The following is a 25,064-nucleotide window of genomic DNA, read 5'->3' as shown; positions in this document are numbered from 1 at the left end:
GCGGCCCCGTCTCCGCCGGCCCGGACGCCCCCGTCACCGGTGGTCCGGATGGACCCAGCCCGGCTTGCGGAACGTCAGGAAGGCGAGCGGGGCGAGCAGGCCGAGCACCAGGAGGCCGCCGCCGACGACCAGGAGGTAGCGCCACAGGGGCTGATCGCCGAACTGGTCCGGGGGCACGAACCCGATGCACAGCGCCGCCACCGACGCCACGAACCCGATGCCCGCGACCCATGCGACGGCCGGCACCGTGAAGCCGCGCTCCACCTCGGGCCGGGTCCTGCGCAGCCGGACCACCGCCACGAACATCAGCAGATAAGCGATCAGATAGATCTGCACCGTGATGACGGAGAACATCCAGTACGCGCTCGACACGTCGCCGCTGAACGCGTACAGGATGCCGATCAGCGTGGTGATGACGCCCTGCGCGACCATGATGTTCTGCGGGGTGCCGTACTTGTTCAACCGCTGGAGGAACGGCGGCAGATACCCCTCCTGGCGCGAGAGCAGCACCAGGCCCTTGGCCGGCCCCGCGAGCCAGGTCAGCATGCCGCCGAGCGCGGCCGCCACCAGCATCACGCCGACGACCTTCGTCATCCAGCCGATGTGGAAGTGGTCGAAGAACGCCTGGAAGGCCTGCATCAGGCCGGCCGTGAGGCTCAGCTCCTTGGACGGCATCACCCAGGAGATGGCCAGGGCCGGGAGGATGAAGATCAGCAGGACCAGACCGGTCGCCAGGAACATCGACCTCGGGTACTCGCGCTTGGGCGAGCGCAGCGAGGAGACGTGGACGCCGTTCATCTCCATGCCCGCGTACGAGAGGAAGTTGTTGACGATCAGGACGAGGCTGGCGAGCCCGGTCCACGGCGGCAGCCAGTGCGAGGGGCTCATGGGCGCGGCCGACGGGTTGCCCTGGCCGAGGAAGACGAAGCCGAGGATCACGAGGACGACACCGGGGATGAGCGTGCCGATGACGAGACCGAGGGAGCTGAGCCCGGCGACGGTCCTGGTGCCGCGGGTGGAGATCCACACGCCGGTCCAGTAGATGACGACGATGACGACGGCGACATAGAGCCCGTTCTCGGCGAGGCGCGGGTTGATGACGTACGCGAAGGTCGAGGCGACGTAGGCGAGCAGGCTCGGGTAGTACGCGATCGTCATGGCGAACTGGCACCACACGGCGAGGAATCCGAGCGGTTTGCCGAGCGCCTCGCTCACCCAGCGGTAGATGCCGCCGGTCCAGCCGGAGGCCAGCTCCGCGCCGACCAGGGCGGTCGGGAGCAGGAAGACGACGGCCGGCAGGAGGTAGAGGAAGATCGCGGCCAGGCCGTAGATGGCCATGGAGGGCGACGGGCGCAGGCTCGCGACGGACGCCGTCGTCATCAGGCCGAGCGTCACCCAGGAGATGAACCGCCGTGTGGTCCCCTCGTCCGTGGCGAGTTCTTCGTCGGAGGCATCCGTGGTCGTCATGGGTTCATGATCGACGCGGCGGCTGGCTCACGCATGTCGGCCGCGGGCACCAAGGGCCGGGTCCGACAGGGCCGGCTCCTCGGCGCCGGCCGCGCCCCGCGCCGAGGAGCCGGCCGGGTCTCAGACCTGGAGGCGCGCCGCGACCGGCAGGTGGTCGCTGCCGGTCCTCGGCAGGGTCCAGGACGACTTGGGCTGGATTCCCTTGACCATGATCTGGTCGATGCGGGCCATCGGGAACGCGGCCGGCCAGCTGAAGCCGTAGCCGTCGCCCGCGGCGCCCTGGGTGGAGCGCATCTGGGCGGTGATGTTGGTCAGGGAGCGGTCGTTCATCGTGCCGTTGAGGTCGCCGAGCAGGACCACCTTCTGCAGCGGTTCCGCGGCGATCATGTCGCCCAGCGCGTTCGCGCTGTTGTCCCGCTGGTTGGCGGTGAAGCCCGCGTTCAGCTTGACCCGTACGGACGGCATGTGGGCCACGTACACCGCGACGTCGCCGGTCGGGGTCTTCACGGTGGAGCGCAGGGCTCGCGTCCAGCCCATCTTGATGTCGACCGGGCGGCTGTCGCTCAGCTCGTACTTGGACCACAGGCCGACCGTGCCCTGCACCGAGTGGTACGGGTAAAGGTCCGCGAGGGCCTTCTTGTACGTCTCCACCTTGTCGCCCGGGATCTCCTCCAGGGCCACGACCTGCGCGCCCGAGGCGGCGACCTGGCGGGCGGTGCCGGCCGGGTCGGGATTGTCGGCGTTGACGTTGTGGGTCGCCACGACCAGGTTGCCGCCCGCGCTCTGCTTGTCGGTGAGCAGCCCGCCGAACATGTTGAACCACACGATCGTCGGGAGCAGCAGCGCGATCAGGGCGGTCGCCGAGCGGCGCCACAGTGCGAAGCCCAGCAGGACCGGCAGGAACACGCCGAGCCACGGCAGGAAGGTTTCGGAGAGCGAGCCGAGGTTGCCGACCGAGTTGGGGATGTGCGAGTGCAGGATCATCACGAGGGTGATGACGACGGCGATGGCCGTGAGCGCGATGCCTCGGCGCCAGATGCCGGGATCACCGCGCCAGCCGTCGAGCAGGCGTTGGAACCGGGACCGGGTGCGCTCGTCCTCCGCGCTTCCGTCGCCCGTCTCCGTCATGTACGCCCGCGCCATACCGCTGTCCTCACTGCTGTTCTCACACACGTTCCCCGCTGTTCGACCCTAGGCGAAAACGGGGCGGCCCTGCTTGCCGTCGCGCTCCTCGCACGACATCTCCACTGCCAGCAGGACGAATGGGCGCGGTGCCGGGTTCCAGGTCGGGGCGGTGTACGGGGCCCTGTGACACAACGCGCATATTCAGCGCACCGGACGCAGCCCTTCGAGGACGGCGTCGACGATGCGTTCGGCGACCTCGGGTCCGGGCAGTTCGGCGTCGGGCCGCCACAGGGTGCGCACCAGCATCGGTGCGACCAGGAGGTCACCCACCAGGTCGAGGTCGATGTCGGCGCGGATCTCACCGTTCGCGATGCCGCGCCGCAGCACCTCGTCGAGGACCCGGCGGCGGGGGTCGACGACCAGGCTGTGGTACTTGGACCAGAGCTTGGGATAACTCTGCATCTGGGCGAAGACGTTGTGCAGCAGCGCGGAGGAGCGTTTGGCCGCGCCGCGCAGCCGTACGTTGTCGACGGTGGCGACGAGGTCGCCCCGCAGGGAGTCGCCGGGCAGCGGCGGGCTCGGCGACTCCATGGACTGGACGACCTCGACGTACAGCTCCTCCTTGCCGGCCCAGCGCCGGTAGATGGTGGCCTTGCCGACGCCGGCGGTGCGGGCGATGCGTTCGATGGAGAGGCCGGCGAGCGGTACGCCTTCCTCCAGCAGCACGATCACGGCTTCCAGGATCTGCCGCTCCACGGCTTCGGAGCGGGGCCGCCCGCGCCGTGGTTCGCCGTCCTTGTGCTGATGGTCCATCAGGGTCACGCCCGCTCCGCTTCTTCTTGCCGACCCCCCGATTGTCCCGAAGTCCTTCGCGCTACCGGCGGGCGGCCTCGGTGGGACGGTCCTGCGCCGTCGGGGAGCCGGCAGCGGGCGGCTTGGGCGGCAGGAACAGGGCGACGACGACCGCGCCGAGCAGGGCCACTCCGGAGGAGGCGAGGGCGGTGATGTGCATGGCGTGGATGAAGGCGTCGTCGGCGGGGCCGATGAGGGCCTTGCCCGCGGGGCCCATCCGCTCGGCGATGCCGAGGGTCGCCTCGATGGATTCGCCGGCCGCCTTGCGCGCCCCTTCGGGTACGGCGCCGAGGTGGCCCTCGATGTCGCCGCGGTAGACGGTGGAGAGCAGCGAGCCGAGCACGGCCACGCCGAGCGCGCCGCCGACCTGGCGGAAGGTGTTGTTGACGGCGGAGCCCGAGCCGGCCTTCTCGCGCGGCAGTGCCTGCATGATGGAGACGGTGACGGGCGGCATGATGTGGGCCATTCCGGTGCCCTGGAGGAAGAAGACGACCTCCATGAGCCAGATCGGGGTGTTCGCGTCGAACAGGCCGAAGGCGGCGAGGCCGATGGCGACCAGGATCAGTCCTGCGGTGCAGACGGCCCGCGCGCCGAACCGGTCGACGACGAGCCGGGCCCGCGGCGCGAAGATCATCTGGGCGGCGGCGAGCGGCAGGATGAGCAGCCCGGACTGGAGGGCGCTGTAGCCGCGCACGCTCTGCATGTAGAAGACCGAGAAGAACGTCACGCCCATCAGCGCGAAGAACGTCAGCGCGATGGCGACGACGGCGGCCGAGAAGGCGGGCTTCTTGAAGTAGCCGATGTCGATGGCGGGGTGGTCGCAGCGCTTCTCGTAGAAGACGAAGGCGACCAGGACCGCGATGCCGCCGAGGATCGTGGCGAGCACGGTCGGATCGGTGAAGTCGGCGAGTTCGCCGCCGTGGATGATGCCGTACACCAGCAGGACGAGGCCGATGACGGACAGCAGCACGCCGACCGGGTCGAGCTTGCCGGGGTTGGGGTCCCTGGAGTCCGGTACGAGCACGACCATGGCGATCAGGGCAATGATCACGACGGGCACGTTGACCAGGAAGACCGAGCCCCACCAGAAGTGCTGGAGCAGGACGCCGCCGGTGATCGGGCCGATCGCGATGGCGAGGCCCACGCCGCCGGCCCAGATGCCGATCGCCTTGGGCTGCTCCTCGCGCTCGAAGACGTTCATGAGGACGGCGAGGGTGGCCGGCATCACGAAGGCGCCGCCGAGGCCCATCAGGGCGCGGAAGACGATGAGCTGGTCGGGGGAGCCGGAGAACGCGGCGAGGACCGAGCCGAGGCCGAAGACGGTGATGCCGAAGAGCAGGATCTTCTTGCGGCCGAGGCGGTCGCCGAGCAGGCCCGAGGTGAAGAGCAGTCCGGCGAAGACGAGCGTGTAGGCGTTGATCGCCCATTCCAGCTCGCTCTGGGTGGCGCCGAGACCGGTCGGCGCGGGGCTCGCGATCGTCTTGACGGCGACGTTGAGGATGGAGTTGTCCAGGACGACGATCAGCAGGCTGAGCATCAGGACGGCGAGGATCGCCCAGCGTCGGCGGTGGACGGCTTCGGGTATCCGGGGGGCGGCCGGGGCGCCGGACGCGGTAGGCGTGGTTGACATGTGCACCAGCGTAAATCAATTCCGATACGGTGCCGTCTCGTATCGGGTGACGTAGGCAGGTCTTTACTTTTCGGACACCCGTGCGGCCGGGTGGCCGGATTGCCTGCGTGGCCCACCCACTTCCCGGCAGGGGGCACGGGATGCCACCATGGACGTGGTCCGGAGACGCCGTGAGGGCGCTTCGAGATGACGAACAGGAGCCGTTGCGATGACGCAACACGTTCAGGCTGCCCAGAACCAGAAGGCTTCCGACAGCAGCGATCCCAAGGCGCTGTACGGAGGCAAGGGCACCCGCCGCATCACCGTCCATGACATCGCAGGCGCCAAGGCGCGCGGCGAGAAGTGGCCCATGCTCACCGCCTACGACGCGATGACCGCGTCCGTCTTCGACGAGGCCGGCATCCCGGTCCTGCTCGTGGGTGACTCGATGGGCAACTGTCACCTCGGGTACGAGACGACCGTCCCGGTCACCCTCGACGAGATCGCCATGCTCTCCGCCGCCGTCGTACGGGGCACCTCGCGCGCCCTCGTCGTGGCCGACCTGCCGTTCGGCTCGTACCAGGAGGGCCCGGTGCAGGCGCTGCGCTCCGCGATGCGTCTGGTCAAGGACGCGGGGGTCGGCGCGGTCAAGCTGGAGGGCGGTGAGCGCAGCCACGAGCAGATCCGGCTGCTCGTCGACTCCGGCATCCCCGTGATGGGCCATGTCGGCCTCACCCCGCAGTCCGTGAACACCCTGGGCTACCGGGTGCAGGGCCGCGGCGACGAGGCTGCGCACCAGCTGCTGCGCGACGCCAAGGCGGTCCAGGACGCGGGCGCCTTCGCGCTCGTCCTCGAACTGGTCCCCGCGGAGCTCGCCGCCGAGGTGACCCGCATCCTGCACATCCCGACGGTGGGCATCGGCGCGGGCGTCGAGTGCGACGCGCAGGTGCTGGTCTACACCGACATGGTGGGCCTCACCCCCGGCAGGACGCCGCGCTTCACCAAGCAGTACACGAACCTGCGCCAGAGCCTCGGGGACGCGGCGAAGGCCTTCGCCGGAGAGGTCGTCGGCGGGTCGTTCCCCGCCGAGGAGCACACCTTCCACTAGCCCCACCGGTTCCACCAGCCGCACCGGCCCCGCAGGCCACGGCGGCCACCAGCCACTGCGGTCACGACGACAGTCCGCCGACTTCCCCCATCGGCGGGCTGTCCGTCGTCTGTCGGCCGGATGTCGGCGGGCTGTCGGTGGCACCTGGCACCTTGGTGTCCATGACGCGAATCGACAAGAACCCCACCAGCGGCGGCGCCGGCATCGCCGTCTCCGTACGGGGGATGGTGAAGCACTTCGGCTCCACCAAGGCGCTGGACGGCGTCGACCTGGACGTCCGCGAGGGCACCGTGCTCGGTGTCCTCGGACCGAACGGCGCCGGCAAGACCACCCTCGTACGCTGCCTGTCCACCCTGCTCGTGCCCGACGCCGGTACCGCCGTCGTGGCCGGGTACGACGTGGTGAAGCAGCCCCGCCAGCTGCGCCGCACCATCGGCCTGACCGGGCAGTACGCCTCGGTCGACGAGAAGCTGTCCGGCCGCGAGAACCTGTACATGATCGGGCGGCTGCTCGATCTGTCGCGCCAGGAGTCCCGTTCCCGCGCGGACGCGCTCCTGGAGCGCTTCTCGCTCACGGAGGCCGCCAAGCGGCCCGCGATGACGTACTCCGGAGGCATGCGGCGCCGGCTCGACCTGGCCGCCTCCATGATCGGCCGGCCGGCCGTGCTCTACCTGGACGAGCCGACGACCGGGCTCGACCCGCGCACCCGCAACGAGGTGTGGGACGAGGTGCGCCGCATGGTCGCCGAGGGCGCCACCGTGCTGCTCACCACGCAGTACATGGAGGAGGCCGAGCAGCTGGCGAGCGAGCTCACCGTCATCGACCGCGGCAAGGTCATCGCCAACGGCGAGGTCGACGAGTTGAAGGCGCGCGTCGGCGGCCGCACCCTGCAGATCCGGCCCACCGACCCGGAGCAGCTGGGCGCGATGGCGCGAGCCGTCACCGAAGCGGGCCTCGACGGCGTCTCCGGCACCCAGGTCGTGCCCGACGAGAGCGTGCTCAACGTGCCGATCCTCAGCGACGAGCAACTGACCGCAGTCGTCGGCCTGTTGGGGGCGCGGGGCTACGGCATCGCCCACATAGGCACCCACCTTCCCTCCCTGGACGAGGTGTTCCTGGCACTCACCGGCCAGAAGACCGCCGATTCCCAGGAAGCCGCCCACGAGACCGAGGAGGTCGCGGCATGAGCACCACCACCACTGCCACCGCCGACGCGCCCGCCCAGCAGACCCCTCCGGCCTCCCGGCCGGCCGCCGGCTCCGACGACGTACGGATCGGGCTGCGCGCCAATCTGCGTCACATCGGCGCCCTGGCGCGCCGCAACATGCTCCAGATCAAGGCCGATCCGGAGTCGATGTTCGACGCCGTGCTGATGCCGGTCATCTTCATCCTGCTGTTCGTGTACGTCTTCGGCGGCGCGATGTTCGGCGACGGCAACCAGGGTGCCTACGTCAACTACCTGGTGCCCGGCCTGATGGCGATGATGGGCCTCAACATCGCGATGGCGGTCGGCTCCGGCGTCAACGACGACTTCAAGAAGGGCGTGATGGACCGTTTCCGGACGATGCCCATCGCCCGGTCGTCCGTCCTCATCGCCAAGATGACGGTCGAGGTCGGCCGCATGTTGGTCGCCACCACCATTCTGCTGATCATGGGCTTCATCCTGGGGCTCACCATCAACACCTCGGTATGGGGCCTGCTCGCCGCGGTCGGCCTGTCGCTGACCTTCGGCGCCTCCCTCATGTGGATCTTCATCCTGCTCGGACTCACCATGAAGACGGCCCAGGCCGTCCAGGGAGTGGCCATGCTCGTGCTGATGCCGCTGCAGTTCGGCTCGTCCATCTTCGCCAAGCCGACCACGATGCCGGGCTGGTTGCAGTCCTTCACCGACTACAACCCGCTGTCCAATCTGGCGGACGCGGCCCGCGGTCTGATGATCGGCGGCCCGGTCGCCCACTCCGCCCTGATGACGCTTGCCTGGTCGGCGGGGATCACTTTGGTGATGGCTCCGCTGGCAGTCGCCAAGTTCCGCCAGCGCACCTGACACTGACTCGGCGTCACTTCTCGCGATCGCGTCGCGCCAGGGCGGTGGCCTCCTCTGCGGAGAGGCCGCCGCCTTCGGCGTACGCGGCCTCGTACGCGGCGTCGTCGAGCACGGCGCGGGTGGCCCGTTCGGCGGAGACACGCTGCTCGCCCTCGACGGGCGAGGAGAAGTGGCCGTCCGGGAGCAGGGCGTCGTGCGCCCCGATGAGCCGCGCCGCGTCCATGCCGTTGGCGGTGCCGCCGAATCCTGCCAACGCCCAGGCGGCGCTGAGCAGTTGAATGGAGACCATTTCCGGCGCCACCATCCGGGCAAGCGGTTCGCCGGCCCGGTCGAGCGCGGCCAGTGCGTCGGTCAGCCCGTCGTCGAACCGGCCCTGCTCGTTGCCGATCCAGGCCCGGACCCCGAGCACGAACCCCTCGAACAGCATGAGCGTGGCCGAGGTGAAGTCCCGCAGCATCGCCTCGATCTGTTCAAGCGCCTCGTCGAAGCGGCGGGTGCGGCCCAGCCACACACACAGGACGAGCCGCGCCGCCAGCCGGGCCTCGACGCCCGAGCGGCGGCCGTCGGCGAGGATCTCGCGCAGCATCGTCTCGCCCCGCTCCTCCTCCCCCGTCTCCAGGAGCACCCCCGCCAGCCGCGCCCGGAGCAGAGTCACCTGGGCGTGCGCGCTCAGCTGCTCGGCGTACTGAAGTGCCGCCGCGAAGTCCTCGGCGGCCAGGGCGAATTCGCCGCGTTTCTCGCGCGCCTCACCCCGGGCGGCCAACGCCTCGGCCGCGCCCCAGGCGTCGCCAAGGCGCTGGAACATCGCGAGGCTCGCGTCGGCATCACCCGCCGCGTCGCCCGACCAGGCGGTGCGGTTGGCGAGGACGTTGGCGCGCATCTGGTGGGCGGCGGCCAGCTCCCACTCGTATCCGAGCTCCTCGCAGGCCCGCACGGTCTCGTCGAGGACCGTCTGCAGCAGCTGCTGGTCGCCGGTGAGCACCACGGGAAAGAACCAGAGTGAGCCGGGCATGCGGCAGGTCTGGGGCAGACCGGGCCGGTAGGCGATGGCGATCGACCGGATGCGCTCCAAGGCCTCCGGGGAGGTCCACACGTCCATACCGTGGTCCATGGAGGCAAGTTGGACCAGCTGCACGCCGCGCCGGGCCTCTTCCAGGACGTCGGGCGCCATGGGCGGCGGGGCGTCCGTGCAGCGCGCGTACACCGGTGGCGCGGGGGTCACGGGCGATGCGAACGGGTCGGGGCCGAGGCTCGCCGCCTCGTGCGCCCAGTGCCGCGACTCGGCGCGCAGATCGCGCATCTGCCAGTACCAGAGCATGGCGTGCACGAGGCAGAGCGCCTCCTGTTCGTCGCGCAGGACGACGGAGCGGCGCAGCGCGGTGCGCAGGTTCTCGTACTCGCGCTCCATCAGGTCGATCGCCCCGCGCTGCCCGGGGCCGCGCAGCTCGCGGTCGGTGCGGCGGGCCAGCTCGCGGTAGTAGGTGAGGTGGCGCCGCTCGGCGCCCGCACGGCCCCCGGCGTCGTCGAGGCGCTCCCCCGCGTACTCGGCGACGGTTTCGAGGAGCCGGTAGCGCATCTGGCCGGCGTCGTCGGGTGCGGCCACGACGAGCGACTTGTCGACGAGCGAGCCGAGCACCTCGGGCACGTCGTGGGAGTCCACTACGGCCGCGCGTGCGGATGTGCCGCCTTCCGGAGCGGCGCCCGCGCCTGTGGATGTGCCGGTCTCGGGAGCGGCGCCCGCGCGTGCGCCGCTCCTGAGACCGGCTCCCGCGGGAGCCGGGTCGTCCGCGCACACCGCCTCGGCCGCCTCCAGGTCGCAGCCGCCCGCGAAGACGGCGAGCCGGCCCAGCACGGCGCGCTCGGTGGCCTCCAGGAGCTCCCAGGACCAGTCGACGACGGCCCGCAGGGTCTGCTGGCGGGGCAGCACGGTGCGGCTGCCGCTGGTGAGCAGCCGGAAGCGGTCGTCGAGCCGGTCCGCGATTTGACGGGGCGTCAACATCCGGAGCCGTGCGGCGGCCAGTTCGATGGCGAGGGGAAGGCCGTCGAGGCGTCGGCAGATTTCCGCTGCGGCTTCGGGGTCGTCCTCGACGCGGAAGCCTGGCCGGGCCGCAGCACCCCGTTCGGCGAGCAGCCGCAGCGCGTAGGGCGCGGCCAGCGGTTCGACGGGACGCACCAACTCCCCCGGTACGCCCAGCGGTTCACGGCTGGTGGCGAGGACCACCAGGTGCGGGCAGCGGGCCAGGAGGTACTCGGCGAGTTCGGCGGCGACGCCGATCACGTGCTCGCAGTTGTCCAGAAGCAGCAGCATGCGGCGCGGCCCGCAGTGTTCGGCGAGCCGCACCATCGGGTCACCCCGGTCGGCGGACCTGAGCTCCTCGGCGCCCGCCGAGTGCAGCACCGTCGTACGGGCGCCGACGGCGGTGAGCACGGCGGCGGGCACCCCGGCCGGGTCGTCGAGCGGCGCGAGTTCGGCCAGCCACACCCCGTCCGGCCAGCACTCCACCGTCCCCTCGGCGGCCTCCTGCGAGAGCCGGGTCTTGCCGGCGCCACCGGGTCCGAGCAGCGTCACCAGCCGGGCGGAAGCCAAGTCGCCGCGAATGTCGGCGAGTTCGGCCCCGCGGCCCACGAACGACGTGAGGCGGGCCCGCAGATTGCCGCGGACCGGGGCGGGCGCGGGCGGCGGCGGCTCGGCGACCGGGTTGAGCAACTCGGCGTGGATGGCGCGCAGTTCGGGCCCGGGGTCGGCGCCGAGCTCGTCGGCGAGCGTGGCGCGCACACTCTCGTACGCGGCGAGCGCCTCCGCGGGGCGGCCCGCCGAACGCAGCGCCCGGATGCGCAGGGCGTTGAGCGGCTCGTCCAGGGGGTGGGTGCCGCACAGCGCGGCGAGTTCGGCGAGCGTCTCGTCGGCGCGGCCGAGTGCGAGCGCGGCGGCGAGCCGCAGCCGGCGTGCGTCGAGCCTGCGGGTCTCGGCGCGGGCCGCGAGGGCGCCGGGGTCGGGCAGATCGGCCAGGGCGGGACCGCCCCACAGCGCGAGCGCGTCGTCGAGCAGCGTGGCGGCCTTCGCGGCGTCGCCGTCCTCCAGGGCGCGGGCGCCGTCGGCGGTGAGCCGCTCGAAGCGGTGCAGGTCGATGTCGTCGGGCTCGGCGGCCAGCCCGTACCCCCCGCTCTCGGCGGAGAAGACCGCCTCGTGGCCGAGGCCCCTGCGCAGCCGGCCGATCAGCGCCTGGAGCGCGCCGGGCGCGTCGGCGGGCGGCTCGTCGCCCCACACCTCGCCGATGAGTACACCCGCGGGGGTGGCCCGGCCCGGCCGCAGCGCGAGCACCGTCAGGAGGGCGCGCAGCCGCGCACCGCCGAGCGCGACGGGGCTGCCGTCGGGGTGTTGGGCCTGGGTGTTGCCGAGAATCCGGTAGCGCACGCCCCCATTCTCATCGACGCGACGAGGACCGGGGCCACCGGCCGGGAACTCGACGGGGTTCCGGTGACGTTCGCCACCCGTCCCCTGTACGGTCGGGCGCGTCCCGTCCTCCCGTCCCACCAGCACTGGAGCCCACCGCATGGCCACCGCACCCTCCCGCCACCACGACCGGCGGATCAGTCCGGTCTTCCTCGGGATCGTCGCCGTCATGGCCGTCTCGGGGTGGGCGGTGTGGACGAGTTACGCGTCCTCGCGGGGCCTGGCCGTCTTCCTGTTCGTGACGTCGGCGTGGGTCGTGTCGCTCTGTCTGCACGAGTACGCGCACGCCCGTACGGCGCTGCACGGCGGTGACATCACGGTCGGCGCCAAGGGCTACCTCACGCTCAACCCGCTGAAGTACACCCACGCGCTGCTCTCGATCGTGCTGCCCGTCATCTTCGTGATCATGGGCGGGATCGGTTTGCCCGGCGGCGCGGTCTTCATCGAGCGCGGGCGCATCAGGGGCCGTTGGCGGCACAGCCTGATCTCGGCCGCGGGCCCGCTCACCAACGTACTGTTCGCGGTCGTGTGCACCGCCCCGTTCTGGCTGGACGCCCTTGACGGGGTGCCCGCCGACTTCCGCGCCGCGCTGGCGTTCCTCGCGCTGCTCCAGGTGTCGGCGGCCCTCCTGAACTTCCTGCCGGTGCCCGGCCTCGACGGCTACGGGATCATCGAGCCGTGGCTGTCGCACGCGGCGCGCCGCCAGGTCGAGCCGTTCGCGCCGTTCGGGCTGCTCGCGGTGTTCGGGCTGTTGTGGATCCCCCAGATCAACCAGGAGTTCTTCCAGCTGATCTACACGATCCTGGACGGTCTCGGCGTCTCCGACCTGGCCGCGGCGACCGGGCGCGACCTCTACCAGTTCTGGGGCGACCTGCCGAGCCTCTCGCTCACTCCGCAGGGCTAGCGCCGGCGGTGGACTCGGCGCGGGCCCGCCGCAGGTAGTACCAGCACATGTTGGACGACAGTCCGACCAGCAGCACCCAGACGATTCCGAGCCAGCTGCCCTGGGCGAAGGAGACCACGGCCGCGGCGACGGCGAGGACACAGACGACGAGGGCGTACAGAGCGAGGCGGGGCATGGGGGTCGGCTCCTGTCGGGTACGGCTGCCGTTCGGCACTGCGGGTTCCGGTGCGGCGGGTATGGGGTGGGTCACACCGGAAGGGCGGGCGCGCTCGGCGCCCGCCCGTCCAGTGTCCCCCATCGTCCCCGGCGTCCGGCACTCCGGGCGCGGGGTGTTCAGACGTCGGTGACGCGCAGCCCCGCGTGCGCCTTGTAGCGGCGGTTGACCGAGATCAGGTTGGCGACGAGCGACTCGACCTGGTGGGCATTGCGCAGCCGCCCCGCGAAGACGCCGCGCATGCCGGGGATGCGGGCGGCGAGCGCCTGCACGAGGTCGGTGTCGGCGCGGGCCTCGCCGAGCACCATCACATCGGTGTCGATCTCCTCGACCGAGGCGTCCTGGAGCAGCACCGCCGAGAGGTGGTGGAAGGCCGCGGTCACCCGCGAGTCCGGCAACAGGGCGGCGGCCTGCTGGGCGGCGCTGCCCTCATCGGGCTTCAGCGCGTACGCGCCCTGCTTGTCGAAGCCGAGCGGATTGACGCAGTCGACGACGAGCTTGCCCGCGAGTTCCTCGCGCAGGGACTCCAGGGTCTTGCCGTGGCCCTCCCACGGCACCGCCACGATGACGATGTCGCTGCGCCGCGCGCACTCCGCGTTGTCGGCGCCCTCGACGCCGAGCCCGAGCTCATCGGCCGCGGCCCGCGCGCGTTCGGCGGCCCGCGAGCCGATGATCACCTTCTGGCCGGCCCTCGCGAGCCGATAGGCCAGGCCCCGGCCCTGGTCACCGGTGCCGCCGAGCACACCGACGACGAGACCGGACACGTCCGGCAGCTCCCAGGGGTCCTTCACGGCGGGCTTCGCGCGGTCGCCGGCGTTGTCAGTGGAAGTCATGGGCCGACCCTACTCGCCCGTAGGCGAGGGGTCCTTCGGCGTATCGCCGGGAGCGGCTTATCGCCGAGGTGGGCGCATCGTTGAGGTTGGCGCACCGCCGAGGTTGGCGCATCTTTGAGGTTGGCGCACCGCCGAGGTTGGCGCATCTTTGAGGTTGGCGCACCGCCGAGGTTGACGTTTCCCGGGATACGGCGGCCTCAGTCCTGAGGTTCGTGCCCGTTGCGCCGGGCGTGGACGACCATGTCTCGGGCGGCCTTGGCGGCGAGACCCGGTCCGTGTCGGGTGGCGAGCAAGTGCAGGGCCAGGTCGATTCCGCCGGCGATGCCCGCCGCGGTCACTACCCGGCCGTCGGAGGTGAAAAAACAGCACGTCCCGCAGGACGGTCGCCCGGGGGGTGGCGGGCGGCGAACGCGTCCTGGAGGTCACGATCGAGGCCGCCACCGGAACGATCCGGTCACGGAGTGGACCATTCGGCGACACTCCTCGTTGGGACGGCGAAGCGGCGTTCCGGTCCGCGGACGCCCCGGATGCGTCAGGATGCCGAGCATGGATGCCGTACGGGTCGCCCTGTTGCGCGAAGTGCTTGCCGGGACGGAGTGGCTGCGCGCCACCCGCCGCTTCGCGGGTGTGCTCCGCTCCTCCGTCGTGCCGCACGGCGGCGGGCTGCTCCTGGTCGGCACCGAGTCGTACGAGCCATGGCACTTCGCCGCCCACCTCACCGACGAGGCCGCCTGGTCGGGGCTGCCGGAGCTGAGCCCCACGCTCGTACGCCATCGCACCGAACCGGGCGGGCCTCCGCATCTGTCGGTCGGGCTCGGCCGCCTGGAGGCGGCGCGGCGCGGCGAGACGCTCCTCGTGGTGGCGCCCGAGCGGCCCGCCGAAGGGCTGCTCGAACGCGTCCACGACGCGCGCCGCGCGGGCGCGACGGTGCTCGCCCTGGACGACGGCGACCGCGAGGTGCGGGGCCTGGTCCACGAGTCCCTGACGGTGACGCGGGACGCGGAACTGGACCTCGACACCGTGCAGCACCTGGTCAGCGCCGCGGCCGGCGAGAACACCCTGCCCCCGCAGCGCGGCCCGCGCCGCTTCCGCGACCGTCTGGGCCGCCTGGCCGACCAGTTGACGGCGCCACCGCCGGGACGCTGGTGACGATCCGTCGGCGGGTGGGGCGCCGAGGGCGGCCTGGCCTTCGCCAAACCCTCGGGCGCCGTCGACGGACCCCTTGCGGACCTCTTGGTGAACCGCCGGCGGGGCTGCCGGCGTACCGGCAGGGCGCCGCCGTGTACCGCTAATTCGTTTGATTGTGGAGCGCCGGGCCCGGAACATGGCGCCTCGTGCCTGACGAACCCCCCGCATCCCGACTGCGCTCGATCCTGCCCGACCTCGCGCCCTGGCGGGCCTCCGCCGATTTCCGGCTGCTCTGGGTGCAGGGCCTGATCACCAACTTCGGCAGCTTCATGGCGATGGTCGCGTTGCCGCTGCAGATCAAGGAGTTGACCGACTCGCCGCTCGCGGTGGGCGCGATGGGCGCGGTGGAGCTGGTCCCGCTGGTCGTCTTCGGGCTGTACGGCGGCGCGCTCGCCGACGCCGTGGACCGCCGCAAGGTCATCCTCGCCACCGAGGCGGGCCTCGGCCTGCTCGCGCTGGTCCTGCTGGTCAACGCGCTGCTCCCGAACCCCCTGCTGTGGCCGCTGTACGTGGTCGCCGCGGGCGTGTCCGCACTCGCCGGCCTGCAACGCCCGGCGCTCGACTCGCTGATGGCCCGAATCGTCCCGCACGACCAGCTGACGGCGGCGGCCGCGCTCAACGCGCTGCGCTGGCAGCTCGGCGCGATCGCGGGCCCCTCCCTCGCCGGCCTGGTCGTGGCGTACGCGGGCACGGCCACGGCGTACGCCACGACCATCGGCACCTTCACCGTCTCGGTGGTGATGTGCGCCCGCCTCACCCCGGCGCCGCCGGCCCACGACGCCAGAAAGCCCTCGCTGCGCGGCATAGCGGAGGGCGCCCGTTACGCGTGGTCTCGCCCGGTACTGCTCGGGACGTACGCCGTGGACCTGGCCGCGATGTTCTTCGCGTTCCCCAACGCGATCTTCCCGTTCCTCGCCGACAGCCTGCACGCCACCTGGGCGCTCGGCCTCATGTACGCGGCGGGCTCGGCCGGTTCGGTACTGCTCAGCCTCACCAGCGGCTGGACCTCGCGGGTGCGCAGACACGGCCTGTTCGTGGTGGTCGGGGCGGTGGTGTGGGGCGCGGCGATGGCCGGAGCGGGCGTCTTCGGCAACGTATGGCTGGTACTCGGCTGCCTCGCGGTCGCGGGCGCGGGCGACATGCTGAGCGGACTCGGCCGCTCCACCATCTGGAACCAGACCATCCCGGAGGAGCTGCGGGGCCGGCTCGCCGGGATAGAGGTGCTCTCCTACAGCGTCGGCCCGCAGCTCGGGCAGGTCCGGGCCGGCGCGATGGCCGGCTGGACCGGGACGAGGACCGCGGTGTGGTCGGGCGGTGTGGCGTGCGTGGCGGTGGTGGGGCTGCTGGCCGCCGCTCTGCCCAAGCTGATCACCTACGACGCGACGACCGACGAGGACGCGGCCCGCCGGCGCGCGGCCACCCAGCCCACGAGCGTGGCGGTCTAGGCGGCCGCGGCCCGCGGCCCGCGGCCCGCGGGCCCGGATTCCGGTACGGACACGGGTGGTGGGCGCCGGGGGGGCGCGGGACGGGCGGGCGGGGGTGGGTGCCCGTCCCGCGCGGCGCAGGCCGGCCCGTGCCGACCGGTTCAGCCGGGGATTTTCCCTGGGGCCGGAACTCCCCGCGCCGACGGAGATCTTGCGGGGCTTGGCCCGCGCGGCGATCGGGATGCGCTCCTGAGCCCCGGACGCGGCACCCTCCCGTTCGAAACGGACTGTCTCGTCATCGAACACCAGAAAATCTATGGCGGCCGCAGTAGACATTGATGGGTCTCGTGACTATGGTTTCTTTCGTAGCCGAGATCGAGAAGGCCCGGCAGAAACGAACTGCCGGGCAGCGGTAGCAGCAAGTGCAGTACGCAGTGCGGTGCGGTGGTGGAGTTCCGAAGCCAGAGCGGTTGCAGGACGGCGACGGAACTGACGACCGGACCGGGCGGCCCGCAGTAGTCAGGGGCCGCCACCAGCAGTACCGGCAGTACCCGCAGTACCAGCAGTACGCAGCAAGTGATCGGTTCAATCAGAGGGAAGAACGGAGGAGCAACGCCATCAGGATCGCCCGGGCGTGTGAAGAGAGCCCGGGTACCGCAGGACATCGCGATAGTGAGGTGGTCTCCGGTCAAGCAACTGCGATCCCCGCACCCCCGGCATTCAGGCCGGGTCGGCGGAAACAGAGAGTCGGCGCAGGATCAAGGCCGACAGATGGTGTAACCGTTCCTTCGGGGCTCTGGTGCCATGGCACACCAGAGCCCCTCAACGTGTTTCACGGAGAGGTGCAAATGACAGCAGTCGACTTCAACGGCCGTCTCGACGACGACGACTTTCCCGCCTACACCATGGGCAGGGCCGCCGAGATGCTCGGCACGACGCAGGGCTTCCTGCGCGCCATCGGCGAGGCCCGCCTCATCACCCCGCTGCGCTCCGCCGGCGGCCACCGCCGCTATTCGCGCTACCAACTGCGCGTCGCCGCCCGCGCCCGCGAACTCGTCGACCAGGGCACCCCCATCGAGGCCGCCTGCCGGATCGTCATCCTGGAGGACCAGCTCGAAGAGGCACAGCGCATCAACGCCGAATACCGCCGCGCGGCCGAGGCCGTGAACCCGTAGGCCGCTGCCGCCGGTACGGCACGGAAGCCCGGCACGCACCCCCGCCCCAGGGCCACGTCGACGACCGGGGCGGGAGCAGGCGGTTGATCACCGGGTGCGTACGGGCCGGTCGGTCACCGAGTCGGATGCGGCCGGGTAGGCACACTCAGTCGGTGCCGTCCTGCGGCGCCGACTTGTCGTGCCACTTGGGGTCGTTCTCCCACTCCAGGTTCCGCTCCTGCGCGCTCTGCATCGCGTGCTCGGCCTCGTCACGGCTCTGGTACGGGCCGAAGCGGTCCTTGGCCGGGCACTCCGGGCCCTCCTCGACCTTGTGATGGGTCAGGCAGTAGTACCACTCACCGGGCTTGCCGACGGTGCGCCTCTTGAACAAAGCCATGGATGCCTCTCCCTGGGATGGTGGCCCGGCGCCGGGGCGGCCCGGGACCACGGGGACCCGGTACCCGGTGGCCCGGGACCTCAAAGCCATGCTGCCCCACACCCGCTGGATAGACTCGCCGGCATGTCTGGCCAGCCGAAGTCGCAGTCCCTGCTCGTGCCCGGGGAGATCTCTCCGGCCCGCTCCGTCCCGGGCAACATCCGGCGTCCCGAGTACGTCGGGAAGCCCATGCCCACGCCGTACACCGGCCCCGAAGTGCAGACCCCCGAAACCATCGAGCTGATGCGGACCGCGGGAAGGATCGCGGCGCGGGCGATGGAGGAGGCAGCCAAGCACATCGCGCCGGGAGTGACCACGGACGAGCTCGACCGGGTCGCCCACGAGTTCATGTGCGACCACGGCGCCTACCCCTCGACCCTGGGTTACCGCGGCTTCCCCAAGTCGCTGTGCTCCTCCGTGAACGAGGTCATCTGCCACGGCATCCCCGACTCGACCGTCCTGAAGGACGGCGACATCGTGAACCTGGACGTCACCGCGTACATCGGCGGGGTGCACGGCGACAACAACGCCACCTACTTCTGCGGCGACGTCGACGACGAGTCCCGGCTCCTCGTCGAGCGGACCCGGGAGTCCCTCGACCGCGCGATCAAGGCGGTCAAGCCCGGCCGCCAGATCAACATCATCGGCCGAGTCATCGAGTCGTACGCCAAGCGCTTCGGCTACGGCGTCGTACGGGACTTCACGGGCCACGGGATCAGCACGGCCTTCCACTCCGGGCTCATCGTGCCGCACTACGACGCCCCGCACGCCACGACCGTGATCAAGCCGGGCATGACCTTCACGATCGAGCCCATGCTGACGCTCGGCACCCACGAGTACGACATGTGGGAGGACGGCTGGACGGTCGTCACCAAGGACCGCAAGCGGACGGCCCAGTTCGAACACACGCTGGTGGTGACGGAGACCGGTACGGAGATCCTCACGCTGCCGTAGCGCAGTGGAGCCACAGGGGCGGGGTGGGCGCCCCGCCGCCCCGACCGGGCCGGATCGGCCCGCCCCGGCCCGCCCCGGCCCGGTCCGGTCCAGCCTCGGGGATTTTTTCGATCATGTGTCGCGCCCGGGCCGAATGGGTACCTTTTTACCGACAGGTCGTCGGGAACCCGTTGACTTAGGTTTACCTAACCTGAGACGATCCGACTGGTTCCCGCACCCCTCGGTCTCCGGAGGCCCGCATTGACCATGCCCGTGACCACGCCGTTCTCCACGGTGATCCGCACCGCGTCGCACGAGCAGCACACGGAGGCGGAGACCTCGTCGTTCATGGGGGACCTGCTGGGCGGCCGGCTCGGTGTCGACGCCTACGCCCGCTACACCGAGCAGCTCTGGTTCGTGTACCGGGCCCTGGAGGAGGGCGCTTCGGCGCTCGCCGAGGACCCGGTGGCGGGGCCCTTCATCCAGCCGGAGCTGATGCGCACGGCCGAGCTGGAACGGGACCTGGCGCATCTGCGCGGGCCGGACTGGCAGCGTACGGCCACCCCGCTGGCCTCGACGGCCGCGTACGCCGAGCGGGTCGCCTCGTGCGCACGGCGGTGGCCCGCCGGATATGTGGCCCACCACTACACCCGCTACCTCGGCGACCTGTCGGGCGGCCAGATCATCCGCGACAAGGCGGAGCGCACGTGGGGGTTTGCCCGCAAGGGCGACGGCGTACGGTTCTACGTCTTCGAGGGGATCGCCAACCCGGCGGCGTTCAAGCGGGGTTATCGCGAGCGGCTCGACGCGGTGGCGCTGCGGGTGGACGAGGTGGAGAGGCGGCGGGTCGTGGCGGAGTGCAAGCGGGCGTTCGCCTTGAACACGGCTGTGTTCAGGGAGCTGGGCGAGGAGTTCCCCCTCAGCGCGTAGCGCTCCGCGGGGCTGCGGTGTTCATCGGGCCGGCACCGACTCGGCGCGGCGCTCGGCGTCCCTGAACTACTCGGTGCCGGCCCGCATCGACATAGCCGGCCCGTCATGGGGGTCCCCCCTGGCCCTTGAGGCCTTGGGGGAGATCGAGGACGAGCGCCCTTCAGGCGCGGACGGGGTCTGGGGCGGAGCCCCAGGTGGGTTGCCGGGTTACTCGGCCGCCCAGTTCGATCGTGCCGGCCGGGCCGGGGGCCGTCAGGAGTTGGGAGCCGGCTCCCTGGGTGATGGTCAGGGGGCGGCCGAGCTGCTGGGTGAGGAGCAGCGCGGCCGCCCCGGTCGCCTCGTCCTCGTCGATTCCGTCACCCCGCCCGGGGAAGCCACGCGCACGGATCCGGCCCGCCGCCTCGTCCTGCCAGGCCCACGCGTACACCCACTCCCCCGGCTCCGGCACCGCGAGGGCATCGACCTCGGCGGCCGAGGCGTACTGGCGCAGGGTGCGCGGCGGGGCCCAGCCGGGTTGGGCCGTGATCCATGTGAACTCACCGTCCCAGCGGGCCGGCACGTCGCCCACCGGCAGTTGCAGGACGTCGAGGTCGAGCAGCCAGGCCGTGCCGACCAGGGGGTGTCCGGCGAAGGGGAGCCGCGTGCCCGGGGTGTAGATGTCGACGGTGCCGCGCTTGGTGTCGTCCACGAACACCGTCTCGCTGAAGCCGAGTTGGCGCGCGAGCTCCTGCCGGGCCGCCTCACCCGGCACGGCGGCTCCCTCGCGCACCACACCGAGCGCGTTGCCGTGCCGGCCGTCCGGTCCGCAGAAGACCCGGAGTACGTCGTGTGCTACGTCCCCGTGAAGTACCCCGCCCCCGTCGAGTACCACATCCACGTCGAGTACCACATCCACGTCGAGCACCCCGTCCCCGTCGACCACCACGTTCCGTTCGTTCACCCCGCCATTGAAGCAGCGGCCGGCGCCGCGCTCGGGCGTGCTCGGTGGGCTCGGGGACGTAGATGAGAGGTGAATCACGTACCCCGTGGGTATCGGTCAGGTAAGCCTCGGTTAAGTTAGGTCCGCCTCAGTCGACCTGTCGACCCTGACCCAGCGTGGAGCCCGCATGCGACCCGTCCGTACCTCCGTAGTCACCGCCGCCGCCGCGGTGGCGGCCCTGACCGCCGTCACGGGATGCGCCGAGAAGAGCGACGCCAAGGCCGACGGATCCGGTTCGGTCCAGGTGACCGCCACCGACAGCTCCTGCAAGCTGTCGAAGAGCGAGTTTCCCGCCGGGCACGTCAAGTTCGACATCGAGAACAAGGGCTCCAAGGTCACCGAGGTCTACCTCCTCTTCCCCGACGACCGCATCGTCGCCGAGCGCGAGAACATAGGCCCCGGCCTCAAGCAGCAGCTCACCGCCGAGGTGAAGGCCGGCTCGTACGAGGTCGCCTGCAAGCCTGGCATGAAGGGCGACGGCATCCGCCAGAAGGTGACCGTCACCGGCGGCACCGAGGCCAAGCGCAACCCGCAGCTGGACACAGCGGTGGCCGAATACCGCAAGTACGCGCAGGAGCAGGCCGACGAGACGCTGCCCAAGGTGAAGGTCTTCACCGACGCGGTGCGGGCCGGCGACGTGGACGCGGCCAAGAAGGCGTTCGCCCCCTCCCGCCTCGGCTGGGAGCGCACCGAGCCCGTCGCGGAGTCCTTCGGTGACATCGACCCGAAGACCGACACCCGCGAGGACGCCCTGGAGAAGGGCCAGAAGTGGACCGGCTGGCACCGCCTCGAGAAGTCCCTCTGGGCCGACGGCAAGATCGGCGACGACGAGAAGAACCTCGCCACCGAGCTGGACAAGGACCTGACCGACTGGCAGAAGCGGGTCGGCACCGCCGAGATCACCCCGACCTCGATGGCCAACGGCGCCAAGGAACTCCTCGACGAGGTCGCCACCCGGAAGATCACCGGTGAGGAGGACCGCTACAGCCACACCGACCTGTCCGACTTCAAGGCCAACGTCGAGGGCGCGCAGAAGGCGTACGAGCTGCTCAAGCCGGTCGCCGCGAAGAACGACGCGGCGCTCACCACGGAGCTGGACAAGCAGTTCGGTTCCCTGAACACCCTCCTCGACCAGTACCGCACGGACAAGACCTCCTACGATTTCACTTCGTACGACAAGGTGAGCGAAGGTGACCGCAAGCAGCTCTCCGACGCCGTGAACGCGCTCGCCGAGCCGCTCTCGAAGCTCGCCGCAACCGTCGCGAAGTAACCCAGCAGCCAGGAGGAGACCGTCATGAGCGACACGACCGAGGCCACGGAGACCGGCAGGTCCCCCTCGCGCCGGGCGCTGCTCGGCTGGGGCGGAGCCGGGCTCGCGCTGGGCGCGGCCGCCGCCGGTGGCACGGTCGCCGTCGTGAAGAGCGGTGGGAGCGACGCGGTGCCCGCCGCCGACACGGGCGCCGCGGTGCCGTTCCACGGCGACCACCAGGCCGGCATAGCCACCGCCGTCCAGGACCGGTTGCACTTCGCGTCGTTCGACGTGACGACCAAGGACCGCGCCGAGCTGGTCCAACTGCTCAAGGACTGGACGGCCGCCGCGGCCGCGATGACTGAGGGCAAGACGGTCGGTGCGGGCGCCTACGGCGGTCTCGCGGAGGCGCCGCCGGACGACACGGGCGAGGCGCTCGGCCTCAAGCCGTGCCGGCTGACCCTGACCTTCGGCGTCGGCCCCTCCCTCTTCGCCAAGGACCGCTTCGGACTCGAAGCCAAGCGGCCCGAGGCGCTCGTCGACATCGAGCAGTTCCCCGGCGACAACCTCGACCCGGCGCGCAGCGGCGGCGACCTGTGCGTCCAGGCGTGCGCGGACGACCCGCAGGTCGCGGTGCACGCGATCCGCAACCTGGCCCGCATCGGCATGGGCAAGGTCGCCATCCGCTGGTCGCAGCTCGGCTTCGGCAAGACGTCGTCGACGACCCCGGACGCGCAGACCCCGCGCAACATGATGGGCTTCAAGGACGGCACCCGGAACGTGTCGGGCACCGACACCAAGGCGCTCGACGACCACGTGTGGGTCGGCGCCAAGGACGGTACCGACTGGATGACCGGCGGCTCCTACCTGGTGGCCCGCCGCATCCGGATGCACATCGAGACCTGGGACCGCACCTCGCTCCAGGAGCAGGAGGACGTCTTCGGCCGCGACAAGGGCGAGGGCGCCCCGGTCGGCAAGGCCAAGGAGCGCGACGAGCCGTTCCTGAAGGCGATGAAGCCGACCGCGCACGTACGGCTCGCTCACCCCGACTCCAACGACGGCGTACGCATCCTGCGCCGCGGCTACTCCTTCACCGACGGCACGGACGGACTGGGCCGCCTCGACGCGGGCCTGTTCTTCCTGGCGTACCAGCGTGACGTCCGCAAGGGCTTCCTGCCGCTCCAGCGCTCGCTGGCCCGCCATGACGCGCTCAACGAATACATCCAGCACGTGGGTTCGGCGATTTTCGCGGTCCCGCCGGGCGTCCGTGGCAAGGGCGACTGGTGGGGCCGGGGACTCTTCGGCTGAGAGGAAGACATGTTCGCCAACTACCTGATCGGCCTGCGCGAGGGACTCGAAGCGAGCCTCGTCGTGTGCATCCTCGTCGCCTACCTGGTGAAGACCGGTCGGCGTGACGCCCTGAAGCCGGTGTGGATCGGCATCTCGGTCGCCGTGATCGTCGCGTTCGCGTTCGGCGCGGGGCTCGAATTCGGCTCTCAGGAGATGACCTTCAAGGCGCAGGAGGCGCTCGGCGGTTCGCTGTCGATCATCGCCGTCGGCCTGGTCACCTGGATGGTCTTCTGGATGCGGCGCACCGCGCGGCACCTGAAGAGCGAGCTGCACGGCAAGCTCGACACGGCGCTGCGGATGGGCACGGGTGCGCTGGTCGCCACGGCGTTCCTCGCGGTGGGCCGCGAGGGCCTGGAGACCGCCCTGTTCGTGTGGACGTCGGTGCACGCGGCGGGTTCCGAGAACGGCACCGTCCAGCCGATGATCGGCGCCCTGCTGGGCCTGGCCACCGCGGTCTTCCTCGGCTGGTTGTTCTACCGCGGCGCCCTGAAGATCAACCTGGCGAAGTTCTTCACGTGGACCGGCGGCATGCTGGTGGTCGTCGCGGCGGGCGTCCTCGCGTACGGGGTGCACGACCTCCAGGAGGCGGACTTCATCCCGGGCATCAACTCCCTTGCCTTCGACATCAGTTCGACGATCCCGCCGGACAGCTGGTACGGCACCCTCCTCAAGGGCGTCCTCAACTTCCAGCCCAACCCGACCGCCCTCCAGGTCACCGTGTGGGCCCTCTACCTGATCCCCACGCTCGGCCTGTTCTTCGCCCCGGTAGGGTTCCGGAAGTCCGTGGGGGCTGCGAAGACCGAGGGGCAGAAGGCGGTTCATGAGCAGGGTGAGTCGGCTGATGGCGGGGCTCGCGACGGCGACCGTACTGACGGTGACCGCGAGCGGCTGCGTGACGGTGCACGGGGAGCGGGAAGTCGTACCGTCGGCGACGAGGGCTGAGGCCGCCCGGGCGCTCACCGATTTCACCGACGCCTACAACCGGGCCAACAAGGCCTACGACCCGGCCCTCGACGAGGGCCGGGTCACCGGCGCGTTCGGCGCGACCACGCAGGCCGGCTTCGCCGCCCGCCATGTGACGAGCCCGGCGGGCAACGCCCAGTACAGCCCGCTGGTGCTGGGCGACACCGCGTACACGATCCCCAAACAGGCAGGCTGGCCGCGCTGGTTCGTCGCCGACACCGACTCCAACCGCGACCGGGACGACAAGGGGCCGGGCGACACGCGCTGGCTGCTGCTCTTCCTGCGCGGCGGGCCCGACCAGGTGTGGAAGCTGGGCTACCTGTCGGTCCTGGGCGCCGGGGACGTGCCCGCGTTCAAGAAGGACAAGGACGGCTGGGCGGAGCCGGTGCGGCCCGACGACACGTCGCTCGCCGTCGCGCCGAAGGAGCTCAGCGCGGACTACGCGTCCTACCTCCAAGGCGGGAAGCCTCCCGTCTTCGCGGCCGGCGAGCACACCAGTGGCTGGCGGGACGCGCGGCGCAAGGACGCGGTGCGGTCGGGGCGGGTCAGCCAGTTCGTGGACCAGCCGCTGTCCGAAGGGGACTTCGCGCCGTTCGCCCTGCGTCTTGCCGACGGCCGGGCCCTGGTCTTCTTCACGGCCCGGCACTTCGAGCGCCAGACCGTGGCGAAGGGGGTCCGCCTGGACATCTCCCCCGACGAGAAGGCCCTCCTGACGGGTCGGGCCACGTCGTCCCTGACGAGGGAGTGGATCTCGAACGAGCTGGCGGTTGTTCCGGCGGCGGGGGCGGGGAGTGTGGTCGTGACCAACCGGGTGCAGGGCTTGGTGGGGGTACGGGGTGAATAGGCTC

Annotated in this window: 22 protein-coding genes and 1 pseudogene; 13 read left to right on the top strand and 10 right to left on the bottom strand. The window is 71.1% G+C overall.

Features of this window, described 5'->3' with window-relative positions:
• Positions 1 to 33: 33 nt before the first annotated feature.
• From AB0D31_RS23715 to AB0D31_RS23700, 4 genes are all read right to left on the bottom strand, one after another.
• Positions 34 to 1,467 carry an APC family permease gene (locus AB0D31_RS23715; RefSeq protein WP_362726475.1) on the bottom strand — a complete coding sequence of 478 codons (1,434 nt, stop codon included), beginning with the start codon at positions 1,465 to 1,467 and terminating at the stop codon, positions 34 to 36.
• Positions 1,468 to 1,587: 120 nt separating this feature from the next.
• Positions 1,588 to 2,610 (bottom strand): endonuclease/exonuclease/phosphatase family protein, encoded by a 1,023-nt coding sequence (locus AB0D31_RS23710; protein ID WP_362726544.1) that lies wholly within the window; start codon positions 2,608 to 2,610, stop codon positions 1,588 to 1,590.
• A 183-nt stretch (positions 2,611 to 2,793) separates the two neighbouring features.
• Positions 2,794 to 3,405: a TetR/AcrR family transcriptional regulator gene (locus tag AB0D31_RS23705; RefSeq protein ID WP_362726542.1), complete on the bottom strand. Its 612-nt coding sequence runs from the start codon at positions 3,403 to 3,405 to the stop codon at positions 2,794 to 2,796.
• Positions 3,406 to 3,466: 61 nt separating this feature from the next.
• Positions 3,467 to 5,074 (bottom strand): MFS transporter, encoded by a 1,608-nt coding sequence (locus tag AB0D31_RS23700; RefSeq protein ID WP_362726472.1) that lies wholly within the window; start codon positions 5,072 to 5,074, stop codon positions 3,467 to 3,469.
• Positions 5,075 to 5,282: 208 nt separating this feature from the next.
• Here AB0D31_RS23700 and panB point away from each other — a divergent pair, with 208 nt between their 5' ends.
• The 3 genes from panB (at position 5,283) to AB0D31_RS23685 (ending at position 8,205) form a co-directional block, all read left to right on the top strand.
• Positions 5,283 to 6,161: a 3-methyl-2-oxobutanoate hydroxymethyltransferase gene (gene panB / locus AB0D31_RS23695; protein WP_362726469.1), complete on the top strand. Its 879-nt coding sequence runs from the start codon at positions 5,283 to 5,285 to the stop codon at positions 6,159 to 6,161.
• Between the two features lie 161 nt (positions 6,162 to 6,322).
• A complete protein-coding gene (locus tag AB0D31_RS23690) occupies positions 6,323 to 7,348 on the top strand; it encodes an ATP-binding cassette domain-containing protein (protein ID WP_362726466.1) in 1,026 nt (341 codons plus the stop codon).
• Positions 7,345 to 8,205, top strand: coding sequence for an ABC transporter permease (locus AB0D31_RS23685; RefSeq protein ID WP_362726463.1), 861 nt, complete (start codon positions 7,345 to 7,347; stop codon positions 8,203 to 8,205). Before AB0D31_RS23690 ends, AB0D31_RS23685 begins: the two co-directional genes overlap by 4 nt.
• A 13-nt stretch (positions 8,206 to 8,218) precedes the next feature.
• On the opposite strand, the gene AB0D31_RS23680 is transcribed toward AB0D31_RS23685, so the two are convergent.
• The gene (locus AB0D31_RS23680; RefSeq protein ID WP_362726460.1) at positions 8,219 to 11,620 is read right to left on the bottom strand and encodes a BTAD domain-containing putative transcriptional regulator; all 3,402 of its coding nucleotides are present in this window, start codon (positions 11,618 to 11,620) and stop codon (positions 8,219 to 8,221) included.
• A 139-nt stretch (positions 11,621 to 11,759) separates the two neighbouring features.
• Between AB0D31_RS23680 and AB0D31_RS23675 the strand changes: the two genes are divergently transcribed.
• A complete protein-coding gene (locus tag AB0D31_RS23675) occupies positions 11,760 to 12,563 on the top strand; it encodes a site-2 protease family protein (protein WP_362726457.1) in 804 nt (267 codons plus the stop codon).
• Here AB0D31_RS23675 and AB0D31_RS23670 read toward each other — a convergent pair.
• The 3 genes and pseudogenes from AB0D31_RS23670 to AB0D31_RS23660 all read right to left on the bottom strand — a co-directional run.
• Positions 12,547 to 12,738 (bottom strand): hypothetical protein, encoded by a 192-nt coding sequence (locus AB0D31_RS23670; RefSeq protein WP_362726454.1) that lies wholly within the window; start codon positions 12,736 to 12,738, stop codon positions 12,547 to 12,549. The genes AB0D31_RS23675 and AB0D31_RS23670 overlap by 17 nt on opposite strands.
• A gap of 158 nt (positions 12,739 to 12,896) precedes the next feature.
• Positions 12,897 to 13,610, bottom strand: a complete 714-nt coding sequence (npdG, locus tag AB0D31_RS23665) for an NADPH-dependent F420 reductase (protein ID WP_362726451.1) — start codon at positions 13,608 to 13,610, stop codon at positions 12,897 to 12,899.
• A gap of 203 nt (positions 13,611 to 13,813) precedes the next feature.
• Positions 13,814 to 14,034 (bottom strand): annotated as a pseudogene (locus AB0D31_RS23660) (AraC family transcriptional regulator); the annotation flags it as partial.
• A 122-nt stretch (positions 14,035 to 14,156) separates the two neighbouring features.
• Here AB0D31_RS23660 and AB0D31_RS23655 point away from each other — a divergent pair.
• From AB0D31_RS23655 to AB0D31_RS23645, 3 genes are all read left to right on the top strand, one after another.
• Positions 14,157 to 14,759 carry a hypothetical protein gene (locus AB0D31_RS23655; RefSeq protein WP_362726448.1) on the top strand — a complete coding sequence of 201 codons (603 nt, stop codon included), beginning with the start codon at positions 14,157 to 14,159 and terminating at the stop codon, positions 14,757 to 14,759.
• 185 nt (positions 14,760 to 14,944) lie between these two features.
• Positions 14,945 to 16,243 (top strand): MFS transporter, encoded by a 1,299-nt coding sequence (locus AB0D31_RS23650; protein ID WP_362726446.1) that lies wholly within the window; start codon positions 14,945 to 14,947, stop codon positions 16,241 to 16,243.
• 827 nt (positions 16,244 to 17,070) lie between these two features.
• Positions 17,071 to 17,397: a MerR family transcriptional regulator gene (locus tag AB0D31_RS23645; protein ID WP_362726444.1), complete on the top strand. Its 327-nt coding sequence runs from the start codon at positions 17,071 to 17,073 to the stop codon at positions 17,395 to 17,397.
• 145 nt (positions 17,398 to 17,542) lie between these two features.
• Here the strand turns inward: AB0D31_RS23645 and AB0D31_RS23640 are convergent, their stop codons facing one another.
• The gene (locus AB0D31_RS23640) at positions 17,543 to 17,773 is read right to left on the bottom strand and encodes a hypothetical protein (protein ID WP_267053514.1); all 231 of its coding nucleotides are present in this window, start codon (positions 17,771 to 17,773) and stop codon (positions 17,543 to 17,545) included.
• Positions 17,774 to 17,896: 123 nt separating this feature from the next.
• Here AB0D31_RS23640 and map point away from each other — a divergent pair, with 123 nt between their 5' ends.
• Positions 17,897 to 18,766, top strand: a complete 870-nt coding sequence (map, locus tag AB0D31_RS23635) for a type I methionyl aminopeptidase (protein ID WP_362726441.1) — start codon at positions 17,897 to 17,899, stop codon at positions 18,764 to 18,766.
• Between the two features lie 246 nt (positions 18,767 to 19,012).
• Positions 19,013 to 19,675 (top strand): biliverdin-producing heme oxygenase, encoded by a 663-nt coding sequence (locus tag AB0D31_RS23630; RefSeq protein ID WP_362726539.1) that lies wholly within the window; start codon positions 19,013 to 19,015, stop codon positions 19,673 to 19,675.
• A gap of 160 nt (positions 19,676 to 19,835) precedes the next feature.
• Here AB0D31_RS23630 and AB0D31_RS23625 read toward each other — a convergent pair whose 3' ends face one another.
• Positions 19,836 to 20,546: a PhzF family phenazine biosynthesis protein gene (locus AB0D31_RS23625; protein WP_362726536.1), complete on the bottom strand. Its 711-nt coding sequence runs from the start codon at positions 20,544 to 20,546 to the stop codon at positions 19,836 to 19,838.
• A 235-nt stretch (positions 20,547 to 20,781) separates the two neighbouring features.
• Between AB0D31_RS23625 and efeO the strand changes: the two genes are divergently transcribed.
• The 4 genes from efeO to AB0D31_RS23605 are packed head-to-tail and all read left to right on the top strand — an operon-like array spanning position 20,782 to position 25,060.
• Positions 20,782 to 21,924 carry an iron uptake system protein EfeO gene (gene efeO / locus AB0D31_RS23620; RefSeq protein WP_362726438.1) on the top strand — a complete coding sequence of 381 codons (1,143 nt, stop codon included), beginning with the start codon at positions 20,782 to 20,784 and terminating at the stop codon, positions 21,922 to 21,924.
• Positions 21,925 to 21,948: 24 nt separating this feature from the next.
• The gene (gene efeB / locus AB0D31_RS23615) at positions 21,949 to 23,211 is read left to right on the top strand and encodes an iron uptake transporter deferrochelatase/peroxidase subunit (RefSeq protein ID WP_362726435.1); all 1,263 of its coding nucleotides are present in this window, start codon (positions 21,949 to 21,951) and stop codon (positions 23,209 to 23,211) included.
• A gap of 9 nt (positions 23,212 to 23,220) precedes the next feature.
• Positions 23,221 to 24,195, top strand: coding sequence for an iron uptake transporter permease EfeU (gene efeU / locus AB0D31_RS23610; protein ID WP_362726432.1), 975 nt, complete (start codon positions 23,221 to 23,223; stop codon positions 24,193 to 24,195).
• Complete coding sequence (locus AB0D31_RS23605; protein WP_362726533.1) at positions 24,095 to 25,060, top strand: hypothetical protein; 966 nt, start codon at positions 24,095 to 24,097, stop codon at positions 25,058 to 25,060. The genes efeU and AB0D31_RS23605 overlap by 101 nt, the downstream gene beginning before the upstream one ends.
• The last annotated feature ends 4 nt before the right edge of the window (positions 25,061 to 25,064 follow it).

It is taken from the genome of Streptomyces sp. NPDC048361 (assembly GCF_040651795.1).
Lineage (GTDB): Bacteria > Actinomycetota > Actinomycetes > Streptomycetales > Streptomycetaceae > Streptomyces.
Note: the sequence above shows the minus strand (reverse complement) of the source record. Positions and strands in the feature narration are given on the sequence as shown.